Annotated in this window: 15 protein-coding genes; 7 read left to right on the top strand and 8 right to left on the bottom strand. The window is 54.7% G+C overall.

The genetic code is table 11. The features are described from left to right. Window position 1 precedes the first annotated feature (1 nt). The 6 genes from R3C20_04230 to R3C20_04205 form a co-directional block, all read right to left on the bottom strand. Window positions 2-4,456 (bottom strand): hypothetical protein, encoded by a 4,455-nt coding sequence (locus R3C20_04230; protein ID MEZ6039688.1) that lies wholly within the window; start codon window positions 4,454-4,456, stop codon window positions 2-4. Window positions 4,457-5,025: 569 nt separating this feature from the next. Then, window positions 5,026-5,247 (bottom strand): hypothetical protein, encoded by a 222-nt coding sequence (locus tag R3C20_04225; GenBank protein ID MEZ6039687.1) that lies wholly within the window; start codon window positions 5,245-5,247, stop codon window positions 5,026-5,028. 41 nt (window positions 5,248-5,288) lie between these two features. Further along, window positions 5,289-6,878: a serine/threonine-protein kinase gene (locus R3C20_04220; protein ID MEZ6039686.1), complete on the bottom strand. Its 1,590-nt coding sequence runs from the start codon at window positions 6,876-6,878 to the stop codon at window positions 5,289-5,291. After that, window positions 6,875-7,453, bottom strand: coding sequence for a sigma-70 family RNA polymerase sigma factor (locus R3C20_04215; protein MEZ6039685.1), 579 nt, complete (start codon window positions 7,451-7,453; stop codon window positions 6,875-6,877). Before R3C20_04215 ends, R3C20_04220 begins: the two co-directional genes overlap by 4 nt. Before the next feature lie 129 nt (window positions 7,454-7,582). After that, entirely contained in the window at window positions 7,583-8,122 is a 540-nt protein-coding gene (locus R3C20_04210) for a hypothetical protein (GenBank protein MEZ6039684.1), read from the bottom strand. A gap of 162 nt (window positions 8,123-8,284) precedes the next feature. Continuing rightward, on the bottom strand, window positions 8,285-8,725 hold the full coding sequence (locus R3C20_04205; GenBank protein ID MEZ6039683.1) for a hypothetical protein: 441 nt from the start codon (window positions 8,723-8,725) through the stop codon (window positions 8,285-8,287). A gap of 386 nt (window positions 8,726-9,111) precedes the next feature. On the opposite strand from R3C20_04205, the gene R3C20_04200 reads away from it, so the two are divergent. Together R3C20_04200 and R3C20_04195 are read left to right on the top strand one after the other, a co-directional pair. Then, the gene (locus tag R3C20_04200) at window positions 9,112-9,507 is read left to right on the top strand and encodes a hypothetical protein (GenBank protein ID MEZ6039682.1); all 396 of its coding nucleotides are present in this window, start codon (window positions 9,112-9,114) and stop codon (window positions 9,505-9,507) included. A gap of 267 nt (window positions 9,508-9,774) precedes the next feature. Then, window positions 9,775-11,994 carry an alpha-amylase/4-alpha-glucanotransferase domain-containing protein gene (locus tag R3C20_04195; GenBank protein ID MEZ6039681.1) on the top strand — a complete coding sequence of 740 codons (2,220 nt, stop codon included), beginning with the start codon at window positions 9,775-9,777 and terminating at the stop codon, window positions 11,992-11,994. Between the two features lie 111 nt (window positions 11,995-12,105). Here R3C20_04195 and R3C20_04190 read toward each other — a convergent pair whose 3' ends face one another. Then, entirely contained in the window at window positions 12,106-12,873 is a 768-nt protein-coding gene (locus R3C20_04190) for a ThuA domain-containing protein (GenBank protein MEZ6039680.1), read from the bottom strand. A gap of 417 nt (window positions 12,874-13,290) precedes the next feature. On the opposite strand from R3C20_04190, the gene R3C20_04185 reads away from it, so the two are divergent. The 4 genes from R3C20_04185 (at window position 13,291) to R3C20_04170 (ending at window position 19,724) form a co-directional block, all read left to right on the top strand. Then, a complete protein-coding gene (locus tag R3C20_04185; GenBank protein MEZ6039679.1) occupies window positions 13,291-14,391 on the top strand; it encodes a hypothetical protein in 1,101 nt (366 codons plus the stop codon). Between the two features lie 320 nt (window positions 14,392-14,711). Then, window positions 14,712-15,020 carry a hypothetical protein gene (locus R3C20_04180; GenBank protein ID MEZ6039678.1) on the top strand — a complete coding sequence of 103 codons (309 nt, stop codon included), beginning with the start codon at window positions 14,712-14,714 and terminating at the stop codon, window positions 15,018-15,020. A gap of 45 nt (window positions 15,021-15,065) precedes the next feature. Beyond that, window positions 15,066-18,428: a c-type cytochrome gene (locus R3C20_04175; GenBank protein MEZ6039677.1), complete on the top strand. Its 3,363-nt coding sequence runs from the start codon at window positions 15,066-15,068 to the stop codon at window positions 18,426-18,428. A gap of 294 nt (window positions 18,429-18,722) precedes the next feature. Further along, entirely contained in the window at window positions 18,723-19,724 is a 1,002-nt protein-coding gene (locus R3C20_04170; GenBank protein ID MEZ6039676.1) for a CDP-alcohol phosphatidyltransferase family protein, read from the top strand. Window positions 19,725-19,888: 164 nt separating this feature from the next. Here the strand turns inward: R3C20_04170 and R3C20_04165 are convergent, their stop codons facing one another. Further along, the gene (locus R3C20_04165; protein ID MEZ6039675.1) at window positions 19,889-23,470 is read right to left on the bottom strand and encodes a hypothetical protein; all 3,582 of its coding nucleotides are present in this window, start codon (window positions 23,468-23,470) and stop codon (window positions 19,889-19,891) included. 238 nt (window positions 23,471-23,708) lie between these two features. On the opposite strand from R3C20_04165, the gene R3C20_04160 reads away from it, so the two are divergent. Continuing rightward, entirely contained in the window at window positions 23,709-24,041 is a 333-nt protein-coding gene (locus tag R3C20_04160) for a hypothetical protein (GenBank protein ID MEZ6039674.1), read from the top strand. Window positions 24,042-24,048: the final 7 nt, after the last annotated feature.

Genomic DNA, 24,048 nt, shown 5'->3' with positions numbered 1-24,048 from the left:
ATTAATCATCGCTGAACAGATCCTCTTTCAGTTTCCTTCCAAAGGCACGGTTGACGAGCGACATGTCTGTCAGATTGACGATGCCATCCCCGTTCGCATCGGATTCTGCGTTTGAGGTGCGATTGGCAAGCAGCACTTGTGACTTATCAATCGCATCCACTTTGCCGTCACCATTCACATCACCGAGCAATCGATGGAAGCTCTTCATTGGTGAACCGGCCTCAAAGCCGCCATCGCCGTCGTGATCGAAGACCAGCTGATAGTAGCCGTCACCGACATTGGAATTGCGATTGCCACCGATCCCCTGAACACCAAAGTCGAAACGAATGGTGTTGCCAACCAGGCTATACGAAGGAAGTGGTATGCTGCTTCCGTTGGAGCCATTCAGGTCATATCGATTCAGTTGCAACCGATTGTTGTTCAACAGGTCCTGAAGCTCATCCGGGCGATCAAAGACCGCGTCCAGATAGCGAACATACGAACGCTGATTCAAACCCAGCTGAACGTCGATGCCAGCTAGTTCAGTCACGTCCGTCACCTCGATCAGGAATGCCTTTTCGTAGACCAGTCCATTGGAACCATTGGAACGAACTCGTATCGAGTAAACGTTCTTCATTTCAAAATCGAATGCTTCGACTGGCGTCAGTGACTTCCCTCGGAAAATCTGAAAAGCAGCGTTGTCCTCGCTTCCCTCACCTGAAACGAGGTCATACGTATAGGAGACATCCGGATCTTCACCAAGCGTCGAAAAGCTGCCAATCAAACCATTTTTGGGTTGGTTTTCCGGGACGAGATTGTTGTCAAGCAATATGTCCGTGGGCCCCGTGGCTGTGTGTCGGGACAAAACGATGTCATTTCCGTCACCGCCGACGTAGCTCAGTTGAAATTCGACGCCATCAAGGGAGAGAACACTCCCTTCGGCCAATCCGGCAAATGTCCCAATGATTGGCTGAGAGCTCCAATTATCAAGGATGGTGAAATGTGCATCTGTCGCCGGTGTGTATGAGGTCATCTGGATGATCAAATCCATCCCAGTGATATCAGCTGACTCGCTGACAATGATTTGATCGTAACCGGTGCCCGGATCGGGTCCCATGATTTCGATCAGCATGCGAGCCCCGGGTTGCCCTTGAAGCTGACCCATCCCAAAGATTCCCGGACTGTTGCCAGCTGTGACGAGGGCAAACGTCGAAAGCGCCACGTTTCCCACGGAAATTACCGGAGCTTCAGAGGTGGACGTGACTGTGCCGTTCTGGCCAACACTGATCGTTGAATTCTGTGCGGTTGCGTCTGCACCAAAGATCAGAGTCCCGGCTCCAACACTGATGATTCCGGTCGTTGGATTATCACCGTGAAAAATAAAACCGCCTTCGCCGGTCTTCTCGACGTTTTGATCCCCCCCGATCCCGGATGCTTCGCCAGTGGTGACAAGCACAACTCCCGACGTGCTGACAATGGTGCCCGTCGACGAAATGACCTGACCTCCGTCAATCGTTAAGCCAGAGACCACCTCATCGAAGGACTGGATGTCCAGCGTTCCGCCCGTCAAAATGGCCAGGGTACTTGAGTTCGATACGCCGTCACTGGATGTCAGCTGAAAAGTGCCGCCAGCGATATTGATCTGTCCGGTACCTGCACCAAGCGTATCCACCGCGACCGTGCCTGTTGAGGCCACAAACTGGTCACCGCTGGATGTGGTAATCAGTTTGCCGCCATTTTCCAGCAGGATGTTGACCGGCACGCCGTTAGCCCCGACGCCGCCGTTGACTGCGATCAGCACGATCCCGGAGGAGTTCGTCGACTTGACTGTTCCGGTCCCTGTGACTCCCGACTGGCTGTTCACGGTGAGGCTGCCAGTCTGCATGTTGGGCACCGAGAGGTTGACCGTTCCCGCGGAAGAAATCTGCAGGTCATCATTCACGACAACGCTGCCACCCAGCGAAACATTGCCACCGGTTGAGGAGATGTGGACAACGTCGGGATCGGGGCCTGTCGACATCCCGCCAATCAGAATTGTGCCCGTCGAACGAATAAACACATCACCATCCGCCCCGCCGGGCGCTTCCGTTTGGATAATCAGCTGACCGGCCACATCGACCACCACATCGTTACTTGAACTGCCGATTGCTCGATTCACCGTGTGCAGAGACAGGTCTCCGGATGTTGTTCGAAGCGTCCCGCCCTGAATACCTTCGACGCCGAGTACGTTCATAGAGGACGCGGAAAGTAATCCGTTGGCCTGTACAAATCCGAGTCCTCGCAGATTCAGGTGATCGTCCAGCTCCATGGAGCCGTTCACAAAGATCGCGTCACTTTGCAGCGTCACGACCTGCAGGCCCGGTCCCGTCTCGACTTTCACCTGAGGCAGGATTGTCTCACGCTGGTTACCGAGTTCGATTCCGTCCGCCACGCCGAATTTCGAGGTACCAAGCGACACCCAGATGTCGCCAGGTCCGCCGACAGCGGCTGTCCTGAAGAGCATGGTATCGGCTGCCCTCAGACGCAGAAGGCTCACACCGCTCCCAATAGAACCACGTGTGGCATCAACAACTAAGCTCTTCTCGGTCTCAGCCCTCCCGATTCCTTCGACCACCTGCGCCGTCAGTCTCAGGTTATCATGAACTGCTGCGAACGTGACGACCGTCACTCTTTCTTCGAGATCCCCTCCGCCAAAGATCAGTTCAGAGAATCCCTCCTTAAAAGCAACGAGAAATTCGTCTGTCAGTACCAAATCATCCGTGGGCCGCAGAGGATCTTCCAGGTCAGGCGCACCCAGGCTGACACCCTCGCCAGAGGCTGAGCGGATCGTGACCGTTCCCGTGCCGGCAATCGTATCCGGCACGGCACCCGGGACATCTCCGATCCACCAGCGGCTTCGGAGCTCCCCGGCAACCAGCGTCAAATTTCCGGATCCAATATTGAATGCACCGCCGTTGGAGGGGCCGAGAAATTCAATCGCACCGCCTGTCGAGGCCCGGAACGAAATCTGGTCTCCCGCCAGTCCCACATGATCATCAGCAAAGTTCGGAATCAACTCGAGCACTAGCAGTGACGACGTTGTGTCGATCTCGACGGTATTTGTAAGCTCCGGATTCGTTCGAAGCTCTTTGACTCGCAGTGGAGCAGCACTCGTGATGTGGATGTCGCTACTGTACTGACTGTCCAGTTCATACAGATCGTTGATATAGAGAGAGCCATAGCCAGCATCATCAAACCCAGCACCGGTGGATGCCATTGCCAGCCCCGTCCGGATACTCAGCGCTCCGGATGCGTTGGACGCATAGATCCCCTCGCGGCTGTGAATTCTAATATCACCGGAACCAGTAAAGGAATTCTGATCTTCAACCGGAACGGTGATCGCATCGCCCGTCGTGATCGCATCGACCGCTGGGAGTTGAATGGCGCCGATAATCGATTCGACGGTGATGCTGCCACTATACGCGGGACCGCCGGCCGTGTTCGTTGCATTTCCGGTGACGAGACGTCCATTCTGCGTCCCCAGGATCGAGGCGAACTCTTCCGGCGACGAATACTGATGCCCGGATCGAAGATTGATGACTCCGGACGCGATCACGCTGAATATTGGATCGGGTGTCGATGACACAACATCACCCGTCGACACAGTCCCATTCAGAAAAATCTCCCCGGCGGCCAGCATCTGGATTGACGCAGTGACCGAAACGCCCCCAGGCCCGTCAGGATCGACGGTTTGTACGTTCGCATCAACGACAATTTGCTCGGCGACCACGCTCATCGCTTCAGCACCAGTGGGGCCGGTCAGAGTAAAGTCATGATCAAATCGCAATTCGCCAGACGATCGAAAGTTGACATTCCCCTCAACGAAGATCGGACCGCCAAAGCTGATGGGACTTGTCGCGACTGTTTGCTCAAAGCTGTAGTTGCCATAGTGGCCGACGGATACATCCAGTCCACCCAGGAATCTCGTTTCTGCCGGGAAGTCGACGCGGGCTAACTCCCCCAGAAGCCCGGCCTGGAACGAAAATGGAAAAGGCTGGTCAAAACCAGAACCCACGACCGCTAGCTGCAAACCGTTGGAGTTCAGCTCTCCCACATGCACAAGACTTCCGGACAACACAGATGTTGCAATGGTCAGAGTCCGAGTGCCGATTCCATCAACCCCCGGGCCGGGGTCGAACACAGCCTGCCAGGTATCCCCTGCCGATTCACCCAACGTAAATCGCACGTTGGATTCGTCTGCAAATTCAACCAGAAGTGATTCGCTGTCAAGGAAGTTCGACAACCCGAGCGCCACTCCCGCTTCAAAAGCAATCGTCGCGGGAACAATTCGTTGTTCGAGCACGCTGTCTAAACGCTGTCCATTAAAGCGTGATGCTCTGCGTCGTTTTCTAAGCTGCCCAGGCAGATTCCTGAAACCTTTCCAGCTCTGGTTCAGCGAATTGCATATCGCGGCCGATTCTGAGGAGTGTCCTGACATTCGAGCCCCCGGTTGATCGTGTTGGAACTGGCAAGGCGCGCTGAGGCCATACGACGGACCACACGCATCCAGAATCAAGGCGAACATCCCGTCGCTGCGACGCAAAGTTTTTCGAAGTCTTCCGAAGATTCCGGAATTCAGTCGCAGTTGACCACCGTACAAACAGGCACGAAGCGCCAACAGGATCCGTATAAGAACCGGCCCGGATCAATGAATTCTTTGACTGTGGAATGGTCCGGATCTGCTGCGATCGTTGATTGCAATGATCACGACGTCGCGCTCGCCGTCTTCCGAGACAATCCCGTGAGAGGACCAGTGACGCATCCCAAACAACCTTGATTCTGCCCACATGGAACGGCGCTGACGTTCACGCTCAGCATGTGAATATCACGACGAGAACAGTGGCGATTCTGTATGCGAACTCATCATTGAACAGCATTCAGCAATGCATCCGACACCGGTGAACGGTCCGATCAAATTGATCGGACCGGCCTGTTGACGCAGGTGGCTTACCGAAATGCACTTGTCAAGATCAAATGTCTTTCAGCGCGTCTCGCAAAGCATGAGAGTTACACGGTTCCCAGGGCCAGTATTTCATCAAACAAATTCAGCGTCTGCGGTTCAGCGACGTACTCACCGAAGACAAGGTCAATGCAGTGCTCATCATTCCTCGGCGGAATCGACGGCTGGCGAGTGGGATGCGTCAGCTTCCCGGTACTTTTCATGTGCGTGATGACGGATGTCGTCCGGGATGACGGGTTGGTCGCTGAAGAGGACAGACTGGTGGCCACAGATCACGGACCGGCCAGCTGACACTGGCCGCTCGCCGAAGTCACTTGTCAGGCGTCCGTGCGGAAAACACCAGTGTTGCATAAATCCCCGTCAGCATCGCAAACCCTGTGGCCACCAGCGTAAAGGCGACGTTGCGCGCGAAGGGGTTTTGGGCGTAGGCGGGCGATGGGGCGGCGGGGGCTACGTCAAGAAGAACGCTTAATGCATAGCAAAGTGTCGCGGCGGAAAGAATAAAGGCGATGCGGCTGTTGCGGCGGATGCCCTGGAGGCGGCGAATTCGCAGTGACAGCCAGATCAACAGCGTGTGCAGTGGGATGATGAACCCAAACAGCGGGCCGAGGATTGGTAACACGGTGTCCACAGAAATCGCGCCGGAAGGAATCTCACCGAACGCGACCGGAATCGACGCAACGCTCCAGAGCATGATCACGAAATTGATCACGACAGCCGTCAGAGCCAACTGCTGCTGGCCTCGACGAAGTGAACACCAGGTCAGCACACGTCGAATCCTGCCAATCGGCCGCGCGGTCACGGGTTGTTCAAGGAGATAACGTTTAAGATCTTCCGCCAGTTCTTTCCCGGAGGCGTAGCGATCGCGAGTTTCATGGGCCAGGCATTTCATGCAGATCGCATCCAGATCCACAGAAACGTCGGCACGGAATTCGCAGACAGACGCGGCAGTTTCGCTCTGCAATCGTTCGATGACCGCTGGCAATGATGGTGCGTCGAAAGGAGGCCTGCCAGCCAGCAATTCGAACAGGATGGCTCCGATAGAAAAAATGTCGCTGGCAACACCGATGTCTTCGGTCCGGCATTCGGCCTGCTCGGGCGACATGTAAACCGGTGTGCCAGCGATCAGGCTGCCTCGCGTATCCCGCAGAGACACATCGACCGGAATCGCCAAACCGAAATCCATGATTCGCACGGTCACACTGGTACTCTGGTCCGATCGCAGCGACGGACGGATGATCACATTGCCAGGCTTCAGGTCCCGATGCAGCACGCCATTCTGATGTCCATAGTCCGCAGCGTCCGCCAGTTGCATCGCGATCTCGGCAGCGACCTGCGGCGACACGGGTTTTGATTGAACGGCAAACCATTTGTCCAGCGTCTGCCCTTCGCAGATCGGCATGACCAGATAAGGCATGCCATCGACCGCGCCCGCTTCGTACATCGGCACAACGGCCGAATGATCCAGCCGTGCTGCCAGAGAACATTCCCGAAGAAATCGGCGGCGATGAGTCGCATCAAACATTTGCGATTGATGAATCACTTTCAGCGCGACTTCTCGATTTCCCGAAGGATCAAATGCCCGCCAGACAACTCCGAAGCGTCCGGCTCCCAGCATCTCAAGAATCTGAAACCGACCGATTTTTTCGGGTCGCTGTCCCGTTTCCGGCTGCGAGGGTCTTGCAAAGACTTTGCTCAACAGCGAGGCGGCTCGGACTGTTTCAGAATCAAGCCCATCCGGAACATCGTCTGAACTACCGCAGTCTGTTCTCCCCAACTCCCACAGCTCCAGCTGAATTGCCTTCCGCAAGTCTGCGTCGACTTCCGAAGTTTCAGGCATTGAGACTTCACGACGTACCACGTCCGACGGAGTCTTCCCCAAAGTCTCGGAACCGCTCATCGCTCGGACTCCGCACGAAGTTGTCTCCCCAGCGATTGCATGGCTTTCAGCCACAGCCGCCGCACGGCATCGTGCGACAAATCCATGAGCTCGCCGATTTTGTCAAATGAAAGCGATTCAATGTAGCGAAGCCGAACAATCGTCTGTTGTTGCGTTTCCAGATGTTCAATGGCATGCAGCAACTGCTGAATGGTTTCCTGAGCGACAAGGTCCGACAGTAACGTGGGTTGATTGATCGATTGCGGAATTTGAAAAACAGTGTCAGACTTCAGGCACAAGAGTTCTTTTCTTGAGTGAATTCGGCGTGCTTCGTCGATGATACGATGTTTCAGAATCTGAACGAGCCACTGCGTCAGTTCCTGTTCAGAAGACCCGCGAAAAGAGGCCTGGTCGCGAATGGCCGCCAGCAGAGTCTGCTGAACGACGTCTGAAGCCGCAACCTGCGATCGCAACGCGTCATTCATCAGACGTTCTGCCATACTCAGCAGAAGCCGACGTGACTGAACAATCTGTTCAGAGCGATGAACAACGACGGAATCCGTCGTTCCGAAAGTGATTTCAGATTCGTTCAGCACGACAGGACTTTCGAGAGAAGAATCAGAGTTCCTTTACCTTGCCGGAAAGGCAAGATGAAGAACAGAGTACCCACCTGAGATCAATGCAGGAGATCCGGAGGAATCGTCCGGACTTTTTCTGAATTGACGTCACGACGGCCCTTCGACTCCCGACTCACCCGATGTTTGGGTGCTCTCTGGTAACTGCTGATTACTGGAAGTTGATCCCGGGGCACTCGTGGGCGGCCTGCCCCAGCCATACTTTTGCATTCCGTAGAGTCCCAGGCCTCCCAGACATCCGGCCAAAAAACCACCGCCGGCTTTCGGCAGGATGCTTTCGTAACGTCCATCCAGCAATTCGCCCATTCCATTCATTACAAAGAAACCGACAGCAAACGATGCTGTTGATGGAACCCATGCCGGGACCGGAAGCCGTTTCCAGCTTTGTGCGGAGATGCCGATGCACAAGACGCCGAGTGACCCCGATGCACTAAACTTCAGGCCTCGCATCACCAGTGCCATCCAGTCCCCTTCGCCCTTGAGCCACGCGCTGAAAAAACCCATGAGAAAGAACAATGAAAACACAGTTGCGATCACGGCAATCGATGTCGACACCATGACGGCGCGATCAGAATGCGACGTGCTCGGTTGAGATTCAGGTGGTGAGGATTCGGGAAGTTCAGAAGACATGTTTGAGGGGCACTCACGACGATGGTTGATGAATAGAAGTCAAGTGAACGGTCTGTTCGTTGAGCCCGTAGCCGACGGGCCAGGATTTCAGATCGATTTACGAACGGCGTTTTGGCCATGGTTTATCGGATCCGGAATGCCGTCGATTGTCGGAAGACAAGTTTACGACTTCTTCCTTGTCGCACTCCAGATTCCGGACCAGGCGGCGCCGGTGCCGCAGAAGTACATGATCATACACTGGAAGAACCACAGCGAATGTGGTCGCGCCAGTGAGCCCGTCGGTTGAAGTTCCGGCTGCAGAGACTTTGTGAGCAGAAAACTGAAAGCCACCATGGCGATGTTTGGTAACCAGAAGGTAAACAGGCTGATCAGTTTCCATTGCCCCGGAGAGAATGCCGCGGCCGAAGTGGACCCCGGTCGACCCAGCACGTGATCAGCGAATCCATGACTGCCTGCAAAACCCTGTGCGGTCCCCAGCCATGCCAGCATCGTGCAATAAAATCCCCAGACGTGTGATCCCTGGCCCCAGCTGAACATCGCCAGCAGCCAGCCCATCGGCAGTGCCCAGAACAGATAACGAGGAATAGGTCGGTCTTGCCGCATGGGCCTGAATCTCCGAGTGGGTAGGTTGTTTGATGCGATTCCTGAACAGACGTTCAAAGGACTGGAATCAGTTCATTTTCAAAGCGTTTGCGCCGTTCGCGGTCCGTCCGTCGTTACGCGGTCGATCAGGATGAGCTGGAGCAAGTGCGCGTTTACATTAGTCTTTCAAAGAAAATGTCTCCACGAAATTCAGCCCATTCCATCCGCGGTGGGGGGATGCTTGCATCGGGATCCCCTGCTGAGCGACCGGGACATGCTTCCCGGGCTGACAATGGCCGATCGTTAATTACCCTGCGTGACTGCGGGATCGCACAGAATACAGTCTGCCTACCGGAAAGATCGATATGCCGCCGCTCTTATTCTGCTGTGCCTTTTGCACTTTTGCCATGACAGGATTGATCTGGCTGGTTCAACTGGTTCACTACCCGTTGATGGCGAACGTTGGACCAGCCCAGTTCGTGCAGTATGAAAAGGCTCACTGCCAGAAGATTACCCCCATCGTGTTCCCACTGATGATGCTGGAACTGATATCCAGCATCTGGATCGCTTTTCGCCCACCAGTCGCTTCACCCTTCTCGGCTTCGGCGGGGTTGTGGAATTCTCTCGCGCTGGCCACGATTTTGATTTGGCTTTCGACCGCACTGGTTCAGGTACCGCTTCACCGCAAGCTGGAAAATGGCTTCGAATCCGGCGTCCATCGCCGCCTTGTTCGCTCAAACTGGTTGCGGACTCTGCTGTGGAGCGTCCGGTCTGCCGGACTTGGCTGGATTCTGCTCGGCTGAGGCGGGCTCAGCAGTCCTGTGGGAATCCAGGAGAAGACTTCTCGCAGAGAGGACGCGAGCGTGAAAATGGGTGATCTGGAGAACAAAGGAGTGTTGTTCCCGTGGTAGTGGATCAGAGGGAGTTACTCAATCGATAAATAAGAACGATGTCGGCGGTTGAATTGAGCGTCTTACCGAGTGATGTCAATCTGATATAGTTTGCAAAGCTTTCACCCGCATTGTTCTGTTTGTGTGGCGTTTGTCATACTCGCCACCGGAGTTTCTTCGATGACTGGTTCGGTTCGGCTCATACTTGCATTTCACAATCACCAGCCAATCGGAAACTTCGACGGCGTTTTCGAACAATCGTTCCGCGACAGCTACAAGCCGTTTCTGGATGTGTTGCAGGACTATCCTGAAATCCCGTTTGCGCTGCACACAAGCGGCAGTCTTCTGGAATGGCTTGAGGTCAGCCATCCGGAATACATCGAGCGTTTACGCGGGATGGTGACGTCGCGTCAGGTGGAGATTATCGGTGGAGCGTTCTTCGAACCGATTCTGGCGAACATTCCGCGACGCGATCGAATCGGTCAGATAAAGACGTATGCAGAACATCTGAATCGAATTTTCCACACGGCTGTCCGTGGCATGTGGCTGCCGGAACGTGTTTGGGAACAGTCGTTCGCAAGTGATATTGCCGCCGCTGGCATGCAGTACACGATCGTCGACGACTATCACTTCAAATGCGCCGGCGTCGCGCAGGAAGAGCTGTACGGTTACTACGTCACTGAAGACGAAGGCCGGACGCTGAATGTTTTCCCCGGAAGCGAACGCCTGCGGTACCTCATCCCGTTCGATCATCCTGAGAACTGTGTCGAGTATCTTCGAACACTGGCAGAATTGCCTGGTCAACCAGTCGCCCTGTTTGGCGATGATGGCGAAAAGTTTGGTGCGTGGCCGGATACTCACAAACACGTTTATGGTGACGGCTGGCTGCGACGCTTCTTCGATCTGTTGCGTCAGAATGATTCATGGATTCATGTCACAACTCCGTCAGAAGTGATCGATCATGTGCCACCATCCGGGCGAATCTATCTGCCCGATGCCAGCTATCGCGAAATGACCGAATGGGTGTTGCCGCCGGAAGCACAAAAGGATTTTGTCGGACTTCGCAACGCGCACCAGCACGATGCCGACTTCCAGAAGCTGCTGCGATTTACTCGAGGCGGCTTCTGGCGCAACTTTCGGACGCGCTATCCCGAAAGCAACGAAATGTACGCGCGAATGACAGATGTCAGCCGTCGTGTGGCAACCGCTTTGTCAGCAGATAAGCTGTCAGACGATCAACGCGAATTGCTCGAAGAAGCACAGCTGCATTTGTACCGCGGTCAGTGCAACTGCAGTTACTGGCACGGGGCATTCGGCGGTCTGTATCTTCCTCACCTGCGCAATGCCGTCTATCGGGAGCTCATTCAGGCTGATGGTTTGATTGAAGAAGCGGCAGGCCGTACCGAACCGTGGGTCGATGTGTCCACGGCTGATTTCGATTTCGACGCACGACAGGAAATCCGCCTCAGCAATCATCGTCTGATTGGATGGTTGGCGCCGGCTCGTGGTGGGCACCTTTATGAACTTGATGTGTGCCGCGGTGGTGTGAATGTGCTGGCAACGCTGGATCGACGCCCGGAAGCTTATCATCAAAGCATCCTGGATTTCGGCAAGCACAAGGATGGCGATGACAAGGAGAACCTCGCAAGCATTCAGCGGGAAATCAAGTTTAAACAGCCGGATCTGGACAAGAAGATTTTCTACGACAAATGGCCTCGTAAGAGCCTTGTCGATCATTTTCTGCAACCACAGCTCCAGCATGACCAGTTCAATCGAGGCGAAGGTCTGATTGGGGACTTCGAAACCGGGGCGTACGAAGCTTCGATTCGAAAAGGCGAAACACGAATTGCCGTCGAAATGCGGCGGCGGGGCAATGTCGGCGACGTCACGGGCGAAGTGCGGAAGATCATTGTCCTGTCATCCGATCGCCCGAACGAAATTCTGATTCAATATCAGCTGTCTGACTTCCCGCGGAATATTCCACTGCACTTCGGAATTGAACTGAACTTTGCGGCGATGCCGGGGCATGCCGAAGACCGGTACTTTTATGACGGTTCGGGCAACCGTATTGGGACTCTGGATCGGCAGCTGGATCTGCACAACACCGATAGACTCAGTCTGGTTGACGAATGGCTTGGGCTGGACGTTTCGGTGGAATCTTCCCGGGAAGGCGGAATCTGGACCTCACCGATCGAGACCATCAGTCAGTCGGAAGGCGGTTTCGAGCTGGTCCATCAAAGCGTTTGTGTGATGCCACACTGGGAGTTCGTGATGCCCCAGTCTGGCGCCTGGGTTGTCGATCTCCGGATCGTGCTGGACACGTCTGTCGCGACAGCCCGTCAGCTGGCAGAGCCGGCATCTCGTACCACAGCTCCCACCATCGCCGGAGCAATCACGTAGGCCGGCAACCGATCCTGCCCACATCGAATTCAGTAAGCGTCCGAACGAGAAAGACGGCGACAGAGACGGGCGTAGCGGTCGCCGTCTGTTCTGCTTTGGATGTTACAGAATTCAAATCCTGCCAGCGGCCCACTGCATGCCGTTGATGATGGTGTCCAGGAAGACTTTGTCTTCAAAAGTTTCGTTGGAATGTCCGTAGGTCGTTCCGAAGACACGCGCTTTTCCATACTTGTGTGCCCAGATGACCGGGTGCATTTCCTGTGTCTTTTCGCTCACCGAAGTGGCCAGAACCTCAGTATCCGGCCAGACTTTTTCGATCACGTACAACTCGTCACTGGGCGTTGTCCATTCCTGAGGAAAGTCCTTCATTGCCGGATGTTCAGGCCTGGCATTACGAACCATGTATTCGCTTTTGTGTTCGTGACGACGGCTTGTCACGCCCAGCATTTCTCGCCAATCGTCAATTTCTGCGGCGCGGTAGGTGTGCATTGCACAGTGGATCACGACCGCGTTGACACCGGACTTGTGGGCATTCGTGATCGTGCGAATGTAAGACTCATCCGTGGTATTCGCAAAGCATTCGTTGTGAATGACGACATCATATCCTTCAGCCCAATTGGGGTTTTTGTAGAGCTCGATGGTTGCCTGTGTGCCATTGCCGCCCTGGTTGACGATCGTCCAGTCAACATCCACGCCTCTTTCCTTCGCCGCTGACTGCAACTTGTAGCTCTGAAAAGGGTAATCGTGACAGCAACCGCCCGTAATCAGAAGAACGCGGATTGGTTTTTCCCCCTCCGGTTTTGGCTTTGGCGACTGGGCCAAAACAGTTGATGTCGGGGCAAGGGCAATCAGACTGGCAAGCAATAACGTGCGAATCATTGTTTTGTCGACTTTCAGGAAGGCTCACCCGCGGTCGGAACCGCGATGGCAAAGGTAAGGATGCGTTGAAACCGGATGTTAGCGACTGCAACCTGGCCACGCACTCCGCCAACACTGTGTGGTCCTGTCGACGCGGTGAATGTTCGCCGGGCCGACAAATTCAGCCCCGGTGGATTCCAGCTTCTCTCTCCGCAGGAACGACAGCCGACAAATCCCGATTCCCAACGGTTGTGCAAACCCAGGAGTCTGCCCAGGAGCAATATCCGGAAATCCGAAAAATAATCGTTACAACCGTTAAAGTTTACCACACGGAAAGTCCGATCCTCAAGATACGTATTGCCCTCTCTTCCCCCTCGCAGCGCCTTCGATCATCAGGTGCTCCTGTCAGACCAATCCCGTCTCAGAATGGACGTTCTCATGCAACGGCAAAATCTGCTGCTCGCAGCCCTTGTCGGCATCCTTTCGTCGGGCTGTTGCCTTCACCACCGCCCCGAAATCTTCAAGCCACCGGGCTTGCGCAGGAATGCTTCACAGAATCCTTATACCAGCATTTACCAGCCGGCTCCTTTGTATCCCATGGATCAGCAAAGCCGACTCACTTCGTTGTCACGCAAACAGAGGCGAGAGCTGCAGCAGCTCTATTCACAGCAGGCCACGAATCTGTACGGTCAACCTGCCTACGCCCAACCAACCTTCGTACAGCCAGCTGCCTTCCAGACACCGTATTCTCAGTCCTTCATGGTGACCAGTGATTGTGGATGCGGAGCACCAGCGGCAGCTGTGATGCCAACAATAATGGGTGATGACTGCGGATGCGGCGAAACAATATCCGATCCCTGTCAGGAGTGCGGTCCGGCCAGCGGATTTCCCGTGATGCAGATGACCACGCCAGTCATGAATCAACTTCCTCAACCGGTGATACAGCAGTTTTACCAGCCAGCACCCGCAATGCCATCCCCAGTCATGCATACCCCGATCATGCATGAACCAGTGATGCCGGTGCCGATGCCTCCGGCGACTCTGATGCCAGCTCACCCGATTCCGATGCCCTCATATGATGCATCGTGTACGACATCACCCATAATGGCCGATCCGAGTTGTCACGCACCCGTATTTCAGAATTCGTTCGAACCGGGATGCGCGGTTGGACAGGATGTCTGGTACGACAATACGACATCGGCGGAAGTACCTCCTAGCGCTTCCAGCCCGGTGCCTGATCAAACACTCAACCCGCCGGTTCCGCCAGAAAAACAATTCCGTGCACCTGGTACAACGGCAGAAGAACCTGTCTCGGATGAAGGCCGAACTTTCGACGATATGCCGGAGCAGACGAATCCTGATTTTGGAGTTCCAGAGCCATCAACACCAGCTCCCCGTCTGAATGAAGAGCCGGATCTGTTTCCGGGTGGCGACATTAATCCAGCAAGCTGGCAGACCATCCCCAATCAGTCGAATCACACCCAGATACCAGGCCATCGAATTGTCACTCGACAAATTCGAGGGCCAATTCAGCCGTAGCAGATTCCGCAGGTCGCGCGGGATCCGTTCGCTTCAATTGGCACTTGCAGTCAGACGCGGTCTGGACCATTCTGAATCATTGGGTCCAACGCATGATGGTTCTCCCGCGACAATTCGGAACATCAGTGCAAACGGCGACAGTTCGTTCAGACCTGTCGCCGTTTGTCCACGCGCGGACGTTTTGACCAGGTCGGATGATTGACTGGTGGCCGTGACAGCAAAAAAACTGCCCGCCATCTCTCTCTGATTTCGCATCGTCTGCGATTTCGCATCAGCGTCATTGCACTGCGATCCTGATATTTTTCCGCTGACACGATGCCATGTCGATCTGCGAGTCCATTCGAGACCACGGCAGTTCTCTGGAGTCGGCAGGAACCCCGGCAATTCCGCGGGACCTCGCCGGCAATACCACGAGAGATTCGATGCTGAATTCTTTCGTGCTGCAAAGAAAAATGTCCGGGGATTTGCCAGCAAAGGAACACCGATTTGATCTCGCAACGGTCTGGTCGGCAACGTTCTTACGCTTTTCTTCGAACAGTGGTTGCTTACGGAACGGCTTGCAGAATCCGGTTGGCATCGCTCGGCAGATTCGTGCGACTGGTCTGACAAAGATCGAGCCAACTGCGTAGAATGCCCAACCAGAGACCGTTGTGGGACCTACAAAGGATTGTGATATGCGTTTGTTGAACGCAGCATTGTGCGCGACATGCCTGTTGACAGAATCAGCCATGCTGTCCGGTGCCGTTGCGTGTCAGACTGACATCCCTGTCGTCGAAGACAGCCCTGATCGCACGTCGAATTCCGCAGAAACGCCTGAGCCTTTCAAAGGAATCAGCGTCCCCGATGGGTTTCGCGTTTCGCTGTACGCGGACGACGATCTGGCTCACGACATCCACAGCCTGTCGATCGATTCTCAGGGGCGTGTCGTCGTTTCGGGGCCCGGATATATTCGAATTCTGATTGATGAAGATAACGATGGACGGGCCGATTCGTTTCGTCAGTTTGCCGATAAGCCCGAGACGGGTTCTCAGGGGATGTACTGGCTGGGGCGTCATCTCTTATGCTCGGGCGACGAGGGCCTTTTGATTTTCCGCGACGAGGATGCGAACGATATCGCGGATGGGCCGCCGCAGACATTTCTGAAAATTGAAGCCGGTGGCGAACACCATGTGCATTCGATTCAGAAGGGACCGGATGGCTGGTGGTACATCATCGCCGGAAACTTTGCGGGAGTCACCAGTGCCTATGCCAATCTGCCGACAACGCCACTGAAGAATCCCCACAACGGTGTTCTGATGCGTCTCCGGCATGATCTCAGCGGCGGTGAAGTCGTTGCCGATGGAATGCGCAATGCCTACGACTTTGCTTTCTCGACCAATGGCGACATATTCACTTACGACAGCGATGACGAACGCGACATTACATTGCCATGGTATCTTCCGACGCGAGTTTTCCAGTTGCTTCCGATGTCCGACGCGGGCTGGGTCAGCAGTGGATGGAAGCGACCCTCCTTCTGGGCCGACATGCCTCCCGTGATCGCGTCATTTGGCCGTGGATCTCCGACGGGCGTCGTTAGTTATCAGCATCGTCAGTTTCCGGCGTCGTGGTTTGGATCGTTGTTTGTACTCGACTGGACGCTGGGGCGGATTCTGGCTGTGCCGCTGGACCAGGATGGTTCAACGTGGAAGTCCGAACCCATTGAATTTGCATCCGGCACGAATCAATTCGGGTTTGCTCCCACCGATATCGAAGTCGGACCGGATGGAAGTTTGTTTGTTTCTGTTGGAGGTCGCGGCACACGAGGCAGCGTCTACCGAATAATTCACGAAGACGGTTTGGCGGCCCTGCAAAAGGCGACCGAAACCTTAAAAGAGGACGCTGCCATTGATCAGGTCCTGAAAGCCGATCAACCGTTGAGCAGCTGGTCGAGATCGCAGTGGGTTCCTCGGGCAGCAAAGCTGGGCAGGAAAGAATTCCAGGCGGCGGCTCTTGATGTGACCCACCGCATTTCCGAACGAACACGCGCGATCGAAATACTTGTCGAGCTGTTTGGCGGACTGGATGCAACACTTTCGGGTGAGCTGTTCCAGGCGTCGTCGCCGGTTATCCGCGCCCGAACGGCCTGGGCCATCGGTCGATCGAACCCGCAGAAACCGGATTCCAGGTCGTTGAAACAACTGCTGTCTGACACCGACCCTTTCGTGCAAAGGGTCGCACTTGAGGCGCTGAGTACCATCAACACGACCGAAGCGAACAATGAATCAGAATCAGGCACGCTGAATGATTACCTGCCACAGATTGCTGCGGGGCTGGTTTCGAACGATCGATTCGTGAGACTGTCGTCAGCGATGCTCGTACAGAAGCTGTCTGACCGGCAGCAACAAATCATCGCCGGACTCATACCTTCAAATGCCCGTGGACTCATCTGGCTGGGTCTTGGTCAGCAAATGCGGTCAGAAGGCGTCAACATGTCCGTTGCAAAGCAGGCAACGCAGGTTCTCACAGCCACGAATGCTCCCATGGAATTGCGGCGGGAAGCGGCCAGGGCGCTGCAACTGGCATTGGGAGACGTCGGCCCTTCAGAAAAACGGCCGCCAATGTTCGACAGCTATGCCGCCCGGCTGCCACTCGCCGAATACGACTTCGAACTCAATCCGATTCGCGCTGCCGTCGCAAAAACGTTTCCCAGCGGAGATCCTTTACTTGACCAGGAATTGATTCGCATCATTTCCATGACAACGCCGCTGAATCGCGAATTACTGGGATCACTGCTGGCAGGGATCACGGAAGAATCCTCTCCATCGGATGATATCCATCGTCTCGCTGCTTTGTCTCAGTTTGAGCTGGAACGTTCGTTCGACGAAAGCACCAGAACGGCGCAGGCGCTGATTAATATCGACGTGAAGGTCCGGCGTCTGGGATTAAAGCAGGACACCAACTGGGATGACCGCATGGGCGAGTTATTCAAAGCCTTGTGCCGCGTTGATCCCGCCATGCCGCAACTTCTTGTTGATCAGCCCGGATTCGGTCAGCCCGGGCATGCCTATTACATGAGTCAGGTTGCACAGGATCAGGTGCCAAAAGCCATCGATGGATTCGTCAGCACAATTCAGTCCGACGATGACTTTGTCTGGTCAAATGACGTTGTGTTCATCATCGGGGAATCAAAGAATCCGGCACACCAACAGTTTCTTCGCGACCAGCTCGATAATCTGTCCGTCCGGGATGCCATCCTGATTGTGCTGTCCGAAAAGCCAGCGAAAGACGATCGCTCACTTTACCTGGACGGACTGAACTCGGCCCAGCTGAATGCTGTCGACGCGTGCGTCAAAGCCCTGACAAAACTGCCTCCATCAAATACACCTGCGGAGCAGTACCAGTTGCTTTCGACGGCACGACGACTGGTCAATGACTTGCGCGAATTCCGGATTCGCGAAACGGTGATGCGACTGCTACAAAACAATACCGGACAAAGCGGAGGATTTGTTTATGGTCCGGATGGCCATCGCCCTCAGCCGGACGCCATGCGCCGATGGCAGGAATTACTTGCAAACCGGTACCCGGAATTTACTCCCGTCACCACCAGCGACGTTGCGAAGGAGGTCTACGCAATGCTGCCCGAAGTCGACTGGAAGTCCGGCAGCTCGCAGCGAGGTCAGAAGCTGTTTGAGCGACTTTCCTGCGCAAAATGCCATGGCGGTCGACGCGCGCTGGGACCGGATCTGATCGGCGTCACGCGGCGGTTTTCCCGAGATGACCTGATTGCGGCGATCGTCGAGCCCAATCGGGATATCTCGCCTCGTTATCAAACTACCACCATTGTCACCACCTCGGGGAAGGTCTACACGGGCCTGATTGTCTATCAGGCAATCGATGGTGTGCTGCTGCGAGATGCCGATCACAAGACGTACCGAATCGAAGGTGCGGACATCGAATCTCAGGAGGTACAGCGTTCATCATTGATGCCGTCCGGGTTGCTGAGAAATACGACCCCCGAAGAGCTCGCAGATCTGATGTCGTATCTGGAAACGCAGTAGCCACAGATTCAGGTTCACAGCAGAAATCCGGACCAGCAGAATTCGTGGCGGCGCACGGCCACGGAACCAACCACCCCGCTGATCCTGGCCAGCATGCCGACTTTCCGTCAAAATGCGCCTCAGATCAGAGTTTCCGAGCGGGTTCCGCAGACCATTGCTGGAATTCGAATGAAAACAACGCCACGATCCGGAGATTCGGACAGATTCGGGGACATCGACCAGGGCGGAGCCTGCAGGCCCCGATCGAATAAGGGCTTTTGGACAGCCTGATCGAGCCCTGATAAGGACATTGTGATGAACGAACCCGTGATGAACGAACCTGCGTTGAGCGAACCTGAACTGGATGACACTGAATCCACCGCGACTCGTTTCACGGCCCCTCCCGCTCCGAAGACGCGACGCCAGAAAGTGTTCGCGGTTCTGCCGACGCTGCTGACGCTTAGCAATGCGGTCTGCGGATTCGGCGCCATCACCCTCTGCGCGCGCGTGGGACCTGATATGCTGGCGGCGGCGTCAGATGCTGCGGCCGTCGCCGGTGGAGTTGATGCCGCGTCAATCCCGCTGATTACTTTGTTCCATGCATCACAGCTGATCTTTCTGGCAATGCTGTTCGACATGCTTGACGGAAGTGCCGCACGGCTCACGAATCAGACAAGCGAATTCGGCGCGCAGCTGGATAGTCTTTGCGATGCCGTCAGTTTTGGTGTCGCACCGGCATTTATCATGCTGAAGCTGACTCACCCGGACAATAACCTGCTGCATTCGCTAACCCAGCCTCCCTTCGAATACCCGGCGCGAATTCTATGGGCGATTGCTGCGTTGTTCATGCTTTGCGCGATCCTGCGTCTCGCTCGATTCAATGTGGAAACCGACGACGAAGATTCTCACTCCCACTTCAGTGGGCTGCCATCTCCTGCGGCCGCAGGTGTGATTGCCGCATTTCCGATCGGACTGAAGGGCCTGCATGATCTGACGATCGAAGGAAACGTCAAATGGGCACGTCCCGTGACAGATTTTCTGCTGCCTGCGTTGTCTTTACTTCTGCCGCTGATTGCCCTGACCGTTGCCATCCTGATGGTGTCTCGTGTTCGCTATGCCCACGTATTCAATCAACTTGTGCGGGGAGAGCGAGGACGAAGGCAACTGCTCAAGATGGTCTTCGCGCTCGTGTTGGTGTTTGTAGTCCGTGAAATGGCGCTTCCCTTGATTTTCTGTTACTTCGCACTTGCTGCTCCTTTGCAGGCATTTGTGCAAAAACAAATGCAGCGATGGCGAAACAGGACTGCCTCAAGGTAGTAAGCGAATGTTCAACAGCGCTGACACCAAACAAAAGGACCTGATGTCACCATCCGCGAAAAGGTTGCACTGCTCGCGATAATGACTCAGGTCCTGATGACGTGTTACCCGTGCGGCAAGTCACTGCTCGCGGGTGATCCGTTTAAATCGGAAGCCAGGCTGCGTTAGTCCGGTTGATCAGGGAAGTACACGTTCAACTTCAGCACTCCCCCAACAGGCAGGGTCTGCTCCCTGCTGTCCACCGTCAGCGTCAGTTTTCCGGTAACAAGGACTGTGACTGGATCATCAGAAGGTGGTCCCTTCTTGTCTCCCAGTGCTTTCAGCTTTTGAACGAGTCCGTCCTTCAGGGCGAAATGCAGCGTCTGCAGTTTCGAACTATCAACAACGTACTCCCCTGAAGCCGCGTCGTATGGAATATCAACGACACTTGATGAATTCACGATCACCTTGTCCGAATCGCTGATGTTATCACCCGCGTCGATCGACGCCGTCCAGTCCAGCTTTGCTTTGACTGGCAGATTGACGGCCCCTGAAGGCAGTGCGATTCGGATTTCATGTGGCCTCTTCACCATTACCTTATCGTTTGAAACCTCCCATCCGACTACTGAGCCTCCATTTTGGGTGGTGGTCCATCGATACAGGACTTCCTGAAGGCTGGCTGACCAAACTGGTCCGTTCTTAACGACCGGTTCCACCTCTCGCAGTGGTATATGGACATGAGGTGAGACGCCGTACGGCGTCGCAACATGAATGTCGATGGATGATTTTCCATCGTGTCCATCAGTTGGAACCGCGTCTGCAGGAATGACGATCTCCATAACCTCTCGACTCAGCAGATCAAATTCGGCTTCGCGATTTCCCGCGATCACTCGCGTGCCTGTTACGCTGAAGTTGCCGCCGACAAGGAAGAAGCGGGATTCTGTTCCCGGCTCGAATCCGGGTTCGCCGTAGAAGTCATACAGTTCGGGAGCCAGATCGGTGACGCCGGAAGAAAACATTTCAAATCCACCCAGCGTGTTCTCGTTGGGAACACGACTGTAGGATGTTTGAAGAGGTAATCGCTTTTCCAGCTGTTTGACACGTCGAAGCAGGCGATCCACTTCGCCATCCCGGTACAGGTGCGATTCGTTGAAAGCACACACGGCACAGTCCTGCATCTGTCGCACCATGCGACTCATTTCGACATTATCATACACCGACGTGCGTGCATCGGATGGTGTTTTGATGCCCAGGCGCCCGCAGGTCAGCGGATAGAAGTGACCTCGGCAGTCAAAGCGAATATGTGTCACAAACGAAGGCATCAGCACGATGGCGACGCATTCTTTCATGCCTGCTTCCAGTTCCCAGTCTTTTCGCAGATCATCTCGGTTTGGACCGCCAAGCAACAGATCGCGGAATCCGGTGGTCGTGTTACTTTCAAAATCCGGCGTTTGAACACGAGGGGTAAAACGCCATCCGAAGGTATCGTTTCCGTGACCAAATGCGACGGCCGTTCGATTAAGCGCGACGGTCTCCATGTCCATTTCCAGGCGTCTCATATAACGAGTTGCGTTCTGCGCGTTGGTGGATCCGTTGGCAAACGCGAGCGCCATTGCCAGCTGCATTTCGCGTCGCATGCTGTACTGATCGGCGATGTTTTGCTCCTGAGCCATCGGGTCAAGAGCGAACACATGGATTGGCCACCGACATTTGACGTATTCCACAAACGCCTGCCGTGCCTCCGGCGGAGGATTCGTTCCGTAGAAAGGTAATTGATATCCGGGTGCCATGCAGTGGCATTCAGGATCTTTGGAGACGTGTTGAATGTCGTCGTTCAGTTGCTTATTCAGCAGGACAGATTCCACAATAATGGGCCATGCCAGCAAAGCCCGCATAGAGCTGGTTGCGACGGAAGCCTGAGCGAACTGCTGATCGATGTTGTTTCGCAGGCCTTCGATCCCGGCGCCCGTGAGGATGGCCGTTTCAAAGACTTCCAGAGACTGCTTACCAAACAATGTGTCATGGAAGGTAGCATCGTAGGCAGTTTCCAATTCGTCTCGCAGAACGCCACGGAGGGCAGATGGCAGACTTTGGTCATTTCCATTGACTGATTTGGCGAAGAGTTTCGCGATTTCCTCAGTTCGCACTCTTCCGAGAGTATCCTGAAGATTCTGACCGGATAATGGTGAACGTGCTCTGCGTTGGGCGGACGCGGTACCAGCACCGGAGGTATAAGCCATATTCACGGCGCGATAGGAGCCCAGTGTTCGCTCTGCCATTTCACCACCGCTGGCAAGCGTCTGCAGGATTTGTGTCCACGCTGCATTCAGGGCATCGCTCTTGGCGCTGGCATGCCCAGCGGAGCTGTATTCTTTTGCGATTCTTGCGGACAGAGCCTGGTCTGTCAGAATTTGCATCGCCGGATCCGAACTCAGAGTCCTGGTTAATGCCTCCGTAGAGAGTCCTGCTGGTTGAAGGACATTGGATATTTGCTTTTCCAGGACAGGATTGAGCCCTTTCAGGCCACCCGGTACCGCGGCAACTTGCTGGATTGCGAGTGCACGGACAGTGTTGTATTCGTCCGGAAAAACTCTGCGGACTTGACTGATGAGTTCATCGACGATCGTTTTAAGCCGATTTGTTTCCGCTGTTGTGATCGACGTGTTGCCAGCATCATGTTTTTGAACCAGTCGGGAGAGAAACTCCAGATCGTCAGCCACCTGCCGGGGTGAAAACCGTTCGTCGAGTCCCTTAACAACATCATCAAACTTCTCACGCGTTAGCCATTTACCTTCGAGGTCTATTTGGGGGTAGATGCTGACAAGTGTTGGTGCAACACGTTGCCAAAGTCTTTTCGTGCTCAGGAAGGCGTCCTGAAGAGCGGATTCCTTTTCGCTCTCAAATCGGATCATGGAGTAAATCGGAACGCTCAGTTGGTCAACAAGGTCGTTGATCACCAGTTGCCGGAATGTAGTGGGAAGTAATTCGTCGGTGACGTGGGCTTCGGCAGTGACAGTGATTTCTGCACCGTAGCCCTTTCGAGTCTTGCTGCCAGGAAGTAGTGAAATCGGAATGCGTACGAGGTTCAGCGAATAGCCGGGCGAATCCGATGTGTCGTCGCCTTCATTCATCCGGCGAATTTCATGCAGATGGTTGATGTAGCGAGCTCGCTGGTCCAGTTCGATTGTGGGTTCGATATTGACCTTCGCGTCATCGAGTCCAAAAGGACTCTGATCGAACAGGTTACCGGGCTTTGTTGAATACACACTGAATGTAGTCGCACCGGTATTAGCTTCTCCGGTTGGATTCAGAATGACGCCCGGCAGAAGGTTATTGATCTGAGTCAGGTCGCCCGAAGGTGCCGAGGTCGCACCCGCCGCAAGATTAGATTGCAGGGCAATTGCCGATGCCAGAAATGCCTGGTCGCTGCGGGCAATATTGGCGTTGAATCGGACATTAAATCCATCCAGCTTTTCAGCCAGCTTGCGTTCAAATTCCTGACGATGGCGAGTCAGGCGTGCTTCTCCCCAAATGTCCGGGGCCTTGGCGACAACTGCGCCGTCTTCAAGCAGTTCTTCTTCCAGCTTATCCAGGCACAACGCGAGCTGCTCAACATGGTTGTACTCAGTCTCTTTCCGCATCCCCGACCATTTCGACCGAGCTGCAGAAAAGAATCCGGCCCCGTCTCCCGCCATAGAAGGGGTGACGGAGCTGCCCAGCAACGAAAGAATGACAAACAGGGAGACCGTTTTTTTCCAAGGTGGCATTTGCCAATTCTCCTGAACACAAGTTACCTGGCCCGTGGGAACCAAACACACCCGAGACGCCCGATTTTTGTCATGGCTGATTCAATCGCGCAAACAAAACTATTCGGCACAGTCCGTTTGATCGTCAATCACCAGGCCCCGGGTAAGCAGCATGGTTAACACCCTGTAGGGATTTGCCGTACTGCAGCCTTCATGGCCACACGAGACTTGCATTTTGCCCAGACTAACAGGAACAGCGATGGCGGATGTCGTTGTTCATCTCTGGAAAAAAGCTTCCGTTCCCGGACATTTCGCATCGCGGAACCTTCAAAGATGGCAACTGCCCTCTACGCATTTCTGGTCCGATTTCCGTCAGGCTCCGGTTACACTCCGCTGGCAGGGAGCATTAGAATTCAGCTCAGGACGTGCCATGTATTTTGCAACGGCGCATCTTTATCTGAGCGTCCTGCGTACGGAAAACCCTCAATTCGGGTACGGGGCGAAATCAGGAAGCTGGTGGGCTTCGTTTTCTCTGAAAGCCAGTCCGGCACTGATTTGGTTTCGGGAAGATGATGAGTCGGTTGTGGCATGAATCCTTG

It is taken from the genome of Planctomycetaceae bacterium, from assembly GCA_041398825.1.
GTDB lineage: Bacteria > Planctomycetota > Planctomycetia > Planctomycetales > Planctomycetaceae > F1-80-MAGs062.
The sequence above is the reverse complement of the archived record's forward strand: the minus strand, read 5'-3'. Positions and strand labels throughout refer to the sequence as shown.